Origin of the sequence: Pantoea conspicua (assembly GCF_002095315.1) — a bacterium.
Classification (GTDB): Bacteria; Pseudomonadota; Gammaproteobacteria; order Enterobacterales; family Enterobacteriaceae; genus Pantoea; species Pantoea conspicua.
In genome coordinates, this window is record NZ_MLFN01000090.1 from 1 (window position 1) to 7,737 (window position 7,737).

Below are 7,737 nucleotides of genomic sequence, written 5' to 3' on the forward strand. Positions count from 1 at the left end.
ACTGGCGGTAGCCACTGGTAACAGGTTTGCGGAGCAAGCTTGTCAAACAGACTTTACAAGAGTTCTTGAAGTGGAAGCCTAACTACAGCTACACTGAAAGGACAGATTAGGTGACTGTGCTCCGCTAAAGCCAGTTACCATGTTCAGAAGTTCCCCAACTTACTGAACCCTCGAAAAACCGACTCCCCAGTCGGTTTTTTCGTTTCGAAGCTAGAGCTTACGTCTTTCCTGAAAGCTAGGTCAAGATATACTATCTATTTTGTTAATCCATGGAGGTATAGCCCGGGGCTAGGAAATTATTTTCCACCTGATCTAGGGATTCATGATTAAATAAATATAACTGATACTTTTTTGCTTTTAAGTAAACCATCTTTAGAACAATCAACATCCCAGCGATTAAGCCAATATGGAGCGAGACTTTTTCTGACGGGCACAGTTTTCTTTCCATCTTGCATATCTAAATCCATTTCTATACACAACTTGGTTTCTTCATTAAACTTTTTAGGGTGTGGTATAAGAATAAGATCTATGAATTCATTCCATTCATTATCACAAATTGGCTTCTCATTATTTTTTACACTCCGTTCATCATCTTCAAGCGCAGTGATGGAAACTATCCTATTAACCATAAAATCCGAGAACTTAGCTCTCTTCCTATCATAGCAACGCACATACATCCTTATGTCTGTATCAAAGAATGTATGAGGAACGACCACCCTTTCAGAAAGATTATTTTCAAGTGACCTGTATTTAATTTTTATAGGTTCTCTATTTGTTATTGCTCTCGCAACACAGGAAAAAATATCGAACTTCAAATAGGAAATCCTATCCATTGGTTCTATTATTTTCTCAGATGCTTTTTTTTCAAAGAAATTATTCTTCAGCTCATTTATATATAAAGTAGTACTTTTATCAAATGCTGGAGAAAACCCTCCTAAATTGATTTCGTATTTTTTCACAGTATGGTTAAGCACCATATTTTCAGGCGCTAATTCTTTATAGGCCTTAAAATCCCTGGTTGCAGCAGCTTCGGCTATCCCAAACTGCTCGATTAGGTCTGCCCTAGAGATCCATCCTTTAAAAATAAGCTGTTTTTCTATGAACTCTAAGCGCTCGCGAACCGCGTGCGTTAACCCTTCAAAACTGTTCACCGGTTGACCTCCACTACAAAAAATCGCATAAACCTTGATCTAATCATAAAGATCAGATTAAAATGATCTGACCCTTATGATAGGCATCAAAAAGATTAGCAACAACCTATCGCTAAAAAAGGGGAAATGACACAGGTACCTATCTGAAAGAGGAGGGAGTATGTGAAGAATAATCAGCTGTTCTGAAAAAGGCTCGCGCTAACGAGCCCTTGATGATTGCGAACAAACTTGGACGCTTAACTTCGACCCTAAGCGTTATAACTAACTAACCAAATTTGCTGGCCACGTAGATTACGCGTTTTTCTGCGGATTTCAACGAATTTGGTAGTAATTTATAGGTGAAACTATGAAAGCTACTGATACCACTGAAACTACTGAGTACATTTTTCGTCCATACATTACCGTGAAAGGTAAGCGCATTACCCGTCCAAACGGTGGGATGTTCAAGATTCCTATCAATAAAGATAAGAAGTAGCGAATGAAGCTCGACCTAGGCAGGTCGAGCTTCATTTATCAACTATGTCGATAGTGACAAAACGAATTTTGTGCATATGGAGAATTCAAAATGGCCGACAGAAGACCCCTGAATCCAAACGTAACTGTGCCTAAACCTGGCGGAGGAACTCAGCCACGCGATCGGAACAATGATGGAACCGTACGCAAAAAGCGTTCTGATGCCGGTAAAAGTAGATCGTGATCTGAAGCTTTTTATGGAGGAAATGTATGTATTCTAAAAAAAATGAATCTCATCAAAGCTTCACTGATGGTTTCAGGGAGGGTTTCAAATCGATTATGGGCAACATGGTGCTTGTTCCTCTCGCCCCTCTGGCCCCACTGACTCCGCTTGGCAGCACTCCCTACAGAGAAGGTATCAAAGCGGGTATCGCTGCCGCAAATCGACGTCGCTAACTCATTACTGAACATGACTAGCAATGTACTTTATAAAATTTACTAAAAAGCCGCCTCAAGGCGGCTTTTTTGCCTGAACCTGCCACTCAGTCTGATTTACCATAACATCCCTGTTGCGCATGGCAGTAAAAAGCCCGCCATGGCGGGCTTTTCTTTCTTATTACTTATGATGCAGATCACGCATCATGGCTTCCCGCAGAATTGCGTTCAGTCTCGTCTGATAGCCTTTTCCTGGCTCCTTGAGCCAGGCCATCACATCAGCATCAATTCTGACCGAAGCCTGCGTTTTTACCGGACGATAAAAATGCCCCTGTGAGGCGTTTTTCCAGAAACGCTCATCCAGCGGCGGAATGTCGCAGTACTCAATATCGTTATCCGGTTTTTCGTTCAGGACTTTCAGCTCTGATTCCCGTTTTTCAGTCAGTTCGGGCAGCTTGCTTCGTTTATACCTGACCATGCTCATAACGCCTCCTCTCACTACGCTCAGCCCGGCGCGCACTGATAATACGAATGACCTCAGAGCCATCTTCAAAGCGCGTTGTGTGGGCAACCAGGACGACCAGACAGCCTCTCACCATTCCTATCGTCTGCCAGCGGTATTCTCCATTCTCAAAACGGTCCTGAGCGGACAGATGAAGCGGATCATCAAAAACCAGAGCCGCTTCTTCGAACCGGATCCCGTGCTTCCGGAAATTCGTTTCCGCTTTGACAGAGTCCCACTCAAATTCGAGTTCCGTCTTCATGCTAAATCGCCTTTTTTATTTACGTATTAGTATATACAAAAAAGTATTTTTTAATACATAAGCGGGTCTCACTGGCGCGAGCCCCTCCAGAAAGCGGTATCTACGAGGGCTCCAGTGGAAAAGGGACAGCTCCAGTGGGGGCGGCATCTTTGTGCCGGACTTTGCCAGCCTGGCGGATTTAACATGAAAGTTCTTTTGCGCATGGCTACAAAAGCCGACTCAGGACCGTGCCGGTTCATAAAAAGCCCCGAAAAACACAACTGCGGGATCTCAATCTTAGAACTGGACTATACACATCACAGAACTCATGCCGTTGCGACATTAAAGATTGCATAACCGAAGTAATCACGGTAACTGTGGATTATTATCACGCCTAAAGCGGAACGGTAAGATTAATATGTGCCATTTGTGTTTTCACTGCCCGAAATGCGGGAGCCAGACATTCCGATACACCACTGGGAGCGAAAAGCCGCATACGCCTCACGGTGCCGTTTGCAGCCGGTGCGGCACCCGACTCACGAGCACTTCCTGCGTGTCGCCCAAAGGACAGCCTTCTGGCAAACCATTCTTCTGGCTTTACTGATCCTACAGTTGCAGTAGGTTTACACGAGCGTGGTATAAAAGGTATTACATCAACTGTTACGGCTGAGGATGCGGGTTCAATCCCTGCTGCCCGTTCCATCTTTGTTCCTCAGCATACCAGCACCTTTTTTTGAGCGATTAACAGGGTGCGGATTAAGGGAAGCCCTGCCAGTCTGTCCTGTAATGCGCTGTCGAAGCCGGTCATAAAATATTAACTGCCCCCTCTGCCTGTATATTGTATTTACTATAACGTTTCTGTTGCGCATGGCAGTCAAAAGCCCGCCATGGCGGGCTTTTGACTGCCTTTTTAAAAATACAGCTCAGGAAGCAGAACTATTCGGGCGCCCTTTCCGGCTGACCAGGCCGCCTTTGCGCCCAGCCTCACTGGCACGTTCAGGGCTGTTTTTGAAGTTCCCGCCGCTCAGACGACCGCCTTTTCTGCCTGCTTCAGCGGCCCGTTCCGGGTTCTCCGCAAAGTTTCCTGCCCCACCACGATGTGCTGCCATAAACCCTCCAGGGAAAAAATGTGTGTCATCAGTCCATTAAGCGTAGCGTTTTTATCACTAAATTCAGGTTTATACAGAAATAATCAATACAGGCGAAGCCGCTGACAGCAAAGAATATCCCCACCCCGGCGACCGGTGAGTTACCAGCGAAGACGCAAAAAAATCCCGCCATGGTGGCGGGAAACCGAGAATTTTCAGGTAATTATTTTTTATGATCCGGCTGATCCCTCTGCCGTACGTCACGTGTAGAAAAAACGCAGGCCTGGCAAACAGCATCGCAAAAAAAGCCCCCCGTAAGGATGCTAATAGAAAAGGTCTCGTTTTGTCAGAATTCCCCTGGTGCAGGGCAAAACAGTTATCGGGCAATTTTCAGAATGCCTTAGTACACGGGAAATGTTTTTTAATTCACGTTTGTCGCGCTGTACACGTCAGAAAATAGGGAAATCGCGGCTTCTTACCGTGCCCTGAGAGGTCGAAAAAGTAAAAAACCCCGCCATCTAGAGCGGGGTGAACCAGGGATAAGATTCAGAATTTCTCACTGTAACCGGGACCAGCAGGCACCGGCTCTCTCTGAGTCTGGAGAAAAATGCTCTGCCGCACAAGCAAACCGGTAAATACAGGCTGACCAGTTCCGCCTTGCCACAAAAAAATCCCGCCGTGACGGCGGGAACATGAGGGTTTCAGGTTTTTTATAATTCTTGTGGCCCGGCTAAGCACCGGAGCACCAGCCTGGCGAAAAAACCAAAGGCGGGCAAGCGTCAGCGTTAAAGCTGCGCCACTTTTCCGACTGATCCCGCCCGGCGGCCGGATTTAACATAACAGTGCTTGGGCGCACCGCTAAAAACGCCTCAGAGCCATTTTGAGGCGAGATGACTGTTTCCGGCATCTTTCCCCATCCTAAACCCTGAAAAACGCTCCTGATGATTTCTGCGCGTCTGCATGGCTATGCACGAATGTGAATGGCGTCCGGTTTCAGGCGGATGTTGTCACTAAAGGCGGATTTTGAACAAAAAAAACGGACACCGAGGGTCAGGATGTCCGACAAAATTTGTGCAAACAGTCAGCCGGTACCGATCAGAGAGCCGACAAATAAGTATGACAGTGAAAACAGGTAATGAAACGCCCCCGCGCGGGTGATTGCGCGGTTTTAGGGCTTTGGCCAGTACAGGCAGACCCAGCCGGGATCAGAGGATCTGGTAACGGTGAACGGGTGCACAGTTTACTGTGCGGCCGTGAGGCGTTGGCCAAGCCGCCAGGCGCGGCAGCTTCCGGTGGATGCAAAAGTTATCACTTTGCGAATCCTGCCCTCCGTCTGAATCGCAGGAAAATTTCGTACGTACGAAATTGAGGGTATCGGGCCGCGCCTGATGAAAAGTTCTGGCGTGCCGGCGGTACTCCAGAGACACATCTTGTCCCGCTGTTTTGTCGCCGTCGCAGAGCGGCGGTAGTGACAAAACATTTCCTGTCCGGCGTTAGGGTTTTCTGACCGGCTGCAGTTTCTGCGTGACCAGAAAGCCCTCAAGGCTCAGATCTTCGTTCAGCCCGTCCCAGTGAATACCGCGCGGGCTCAGTTCAAACGTTGCAAGCTGCTCTGCGGTGGCGCCGGCCAGCGCGGGAAAGTAAGACAGGGGTACGCCCAGGGTGCGCCCGTCGCTCAGCTGCAGCCACATGTTGTAGGGATCAAATTTTGCCGATTTGATGGTTACGCTCATCACGACCTCCGGTTGACCGTCACGAATTTACGTTGATAGTATGCCCGGGTAGTCCTGTCGTCCATGACGACCACCAATGATCCCACGGCCTGAGAGGATCGCCTTCGGGTGGCTGTACAGAACACTCCCGCAGCCTGAAAGGGAGAACGCAAAGCGTGGTACATCTGCTCGCCCCTGGAAGCAGATATCGTCACAAACAGCGCACCTACGACGCGACGATGAGGGTACATTTCACAATGCAGTGACCGGCACCGACCGTCCTGCCATCGCTGCCGGCAGTCATAACCACGACAGCCCGCTACACCCTGCGATCACCATTCCGTCTTCCGGAAAGCACCTGTTTGCAGAGGCAAACGCGCCTCCGGACTGAACGGCGTCACTTTGGTTCGAGTGAAACGAGAACAAAGTGACGCGTGAAAAAACCACGCTGCAGCCCCTGCGGCACAACGCCTGACGGCGATTTCCACAATCTGACGTGCACGTATTACGTGTTTTCATGCGCCTGAACGGGCTTTTAACCGCGACGCTGCCGGCACGACTGCAGGCAGGTTTCATTAAGAAAGGAAAAAGAACGGCTCGGTATCGATGGCGACACTAGGAGACTGGTGTGTGGAGGGAGTCTGACGCAAGTCAGCCCGGCGTAAGCCGCGAACAGGTCAGCGACCTGGGGAAACCTCGCAAGAACTCAACAATTCGTCACCCCGATGCACAGATACCAGCTGAGTCGCAGGAAGCGAAAAAGCAACCGCGCCGTCGGGGCCAGAATTACCGGAAAAGCAGGTGCTGTCAGCCGACTATTTCCAGAACTGCCACCATTTCACCGGGGACGGCTGAGGCTGCTGCATATCTTTTTTATGCTCAAGCAGCTGCAGTGATTGTCTGAGGCTGTCGATATGAGACTCCTGGGCAGAAACAAGCGTCCTGAGATGTTCAACCTCCTGTTTCAGACTGTTAATCATCTGTTCATTAGCCGTATCAGGCACTGTAACACGCTGTTCAGAAGCCTGTTCGCTGTACTGTTCAGTGACCGGGGCAGAAATATCACCGAAAACACGAATAAGCTCTGAAATATCTATCATTTTTGAATTGCGCACACCTGCACAAGTAGACAGTTCACCTGTCTTTATTAACCTGTGCAGCGTTGTTCTGCTTTTACCTGTAAGCCTGGCGGCCTCACTGATAGATACTTTTGCCATCCGGTTACCGTTATTCCTGATTTAACCTGTCCTGAAGCACAGCATGAAGACGTTCAGCATCCTCATGAAGTTTTTCACACATATCTGCTTCGCCGTCAAAATCTAGCTCGTTGAGCTTCTCCAGCAGGAGCAGACTCTGGTCCTGAATGAATTTTGCCATGTTCAGCGCAGTTTTTTGCTGTTTCGTCATCAGACGCTCCGGTGCGTACGTGCCATATGCTGAAAACAGGTGAAATGACGCTTCCTCGGTTCCCCTGGCTACGCCAGACGAACGCTGCGGCGAGCGTTACCGGCTAACGACGAAAAGGCTTAGGCTTGCTCCAGGTGAATTCAGCAGCCTGACGTTCGTCAGCCCGTGCTTGTTTAGCGGCTTCAGCTTCACGCTGTCCCAGAAGCTGCTCGCGGGCAACCCGCAACACCTCTTTTTTTTCCGGACCGGACAGCTTTTTGCCTTTTGCCCGTTCCGCTGCAAAAACAGCGTCATCAAGAAACTGCTTTTCAGTCTTAGATACAACATGCAGACGACCAGCCATAAACCCTCCAGGTCAACGTCAACAGCGCCCCCCCTTTCCCCCCCGAGCCTGGTCCCCCGGCACCCCGGTTTTCCATAGGCTCCGCCCTCCTGACGAACATCACAGAAATCTGCCGATTCCCGGTGCTCAAATCAGAAGGGGCGAAACCCGACAGGACTTAAAGATACCGGACGTTTCCCTCCGGTGGCTCCCTCGTGCGCTCTCCTGTTCCCACCTTACAGCTTAGTCCGTGTCTTTCCGCTGTTATGGCCGCGTTTTCTCATACCACGCCTGACACTGGGTGCTGCTTAGGTGGTTCGCTCCAAGCTGGGCTGTATGCACGAACTCCCCGTTCAGCCCGACTACCACGTCTTGTTCAGGTAACTGTTCTCTTGAGTCCAACCCTGACAGACACGACAAAGCGCC

General features: G+C 49.2%; 8 protein-coding genes and 1 tRNA gene. 1 reads left to right on the forward strand and 8 read right to left on the reverse strand.

Annotated features, from left to right (window positions below; translation table 11 throughout):
• Positions 1 to 326: 326 nt before the first annotated feature.
• The 3 genes from HA41_RS19055 to HA41_RS19070 all read right to left on the reverse strand — a co-directional run bounded on the left by HA41_RS19055 (position 327) and on the right by HA41_RS19070 (position 2,803).
• On the reverse strand, positions 327 to 1,151 hold the full coding sequence (locus HA41_RS19055; RefSeq protein ID WP_094122070.1) for a BrxR family helix-turn-helix transcriptional regulator: 825 nt from the start codon (positions 1,149 to 1,151) through the stop codon (positions 327 to 329).
• Positions 1,152 to 2,220: 1,069 nt separating this feature from the next.
• Positions 2,221 to 2,523 carry a BrnA antitoxin family protein gene (locus HA41_RS19065; RefSeq protein WP_039391595.1) on the reverse strand — a complete coding sequence of 101 codons (303 nt, stop codon included), beginning with the start codon at positions 2,521 to 2,523 and terminating at the stop codon, positions 2,221 to 2,223.
• Positions 2,504 to 2,803, reverse strand: coding sequence for a BrnT family toxin (locus HA41_RS19070; RefSeq protein WP_031378256.1), 300 nt, complete (start codon positions 2,801 to 2,803; stop codon positions 2,504 to 2,506). The genes HA41_RS19065 and HA41_RS19070 overlap by 20 nt, the downstream gene beginning before the upstream one ends.
• Before the next feature lie 606 nt (positions 2,804 to 3,409).
• Here HA41_RS19070 and HA41_RS19075 point away from each other — a divergent pair.
• A tRNA-OTHER gene (locus HA41_RS19075) sits at positions 3,410 to 3,484 on the forward strand.
• Between the two features lie 221 nt (positions 3,485 to 3,705).
• Here HA41_RS19075 and HA41_RS19080 read toward each other — a convergent pair.
• The 5 genes from HA41_RS19080 to HA41_RS19100 all read right to left on the reverse strand — a co-directional run bounded on the left by HA41_RS19080 (position 3,706) and on the right by HA41_RS19100 (position 7,332).
• On the reverse strand, positions 3,706 to 3,891 hold the full coding sequence (locus HA41_RS19080) for a con-10 family general stress protein (RefSeq protein WP_039391596.1): 186 nt from the start codon (positions 3,889 to 3,891) through the stop codon (positions 3,706 to 3,708).
• Between the two features lie 1,472 nt (positions 3,892 to 5,363).
• Positions 5,364 to 5,603, reverse strand: a complete 240-nt coding sequence (locus HA41_RS19085) for a DUF2442 domain-containing protein (RefSeq protein ID WP_094122071.1) — start codon at positions 5,601 to 5,603, stop codon at positions 5,364 to 5,366.
• Positions 5,604 to 6,397: 794 nt separating this feature from the next.
• On the reverse strand, positions 6,398 to 6,799 hold the full coding sequence (locus tag HA41_RS19090; RefSeq protein ID WP_094122072.1) for a helix-turn-helix domain-containing protein: 402 nt from the start codon (positions 6,797 to 6,799) through the stop codon (positions 6,398 to 6,400).
• A gap of 10 nt (positions 6,800 to 6,809) precedes the next feature.
• Complete coding sequence (locus HA41_RS19095) at positions 6,810 to 6,989, reverse strand: Rop family plasmid primer RNA-binding protein (protein ID WP_094122073.1); 180 nt, start codon at positions 6,987 to 6,989, stop codon at positions 6,810 to 6,812.
• A 103-nt stretch (positions 6,990 to 7,092) separates the two neighbouring features.
• Positions 7,093 to 7,332 carry a hypothetical protein gene (locus tag HA41_RS19100; RefSeq protein WP_065647771.1) on the reverse strand — a complete coding sequence of 80 codons (240 nt, stop codon included), beginning with the start codon at positions 7,330 to 7,332 and terminating at the stop codon, positions 7,093 to 7,095.
• Between the last annotated feature and the right edge of the window lie 405 nt (positions 7,333 to 7,737).

Excerpts from the sequence above, each read along its gene's own strand:
- HA41_RS19065 (WP_039391595.1), bottom strand. The coding sequence starts at position 2,523 with ATGAGCATGGTCAGGTATAAACGAAGCAAGCTGCCCGAACTGACTGAA.
- HA41_RS19095 (WP_094122073.1), bottom strand. The coding sequence starts at position 6,989 with ATGACGAAACAGCAAAAAACTGCGCTGAACATGGCAAAATTCATTCAG.
- HA41_RS19090 (WP_094122072.1), bottom strand. The coding sequence starts at position 6,799 with ATGGCAAAAGTATCTATCAGTGAGGCCGCCAGGCTTACAGGTAAAAGC.
- HA41_RS19080 (WP_039391596.1), bottom strand. The coding sequence starts at position 3,891 with ATGGCAGCACATCGTGGTGGGGCAGGAAACTTTGCGGAGAACCCGGAA.
- HA41_RS19100 (WP_065647771.1), bottom strand. The coding sequence starts at position 7,332 with ATGGCTGGTCGTCTGCATGTTGTATCTAAGACTGAAAAGCAGTTTCTT.
- HA41_RS19085 (WP_094122071.1), bottom strand. The coding sequence starts at position 5,603 with ATGAGCGTAACCATCAAATCGGCAAAATTTGATCCCTACAACATGTGG.
- HA41_RS19070 (WP_031378256.1), bottom strand. The coding sequence starts at position 2,803 with ATGAAGACGGAACTCGAATTTGAGTGGGACTCTGTCAAAGCGGAAACG.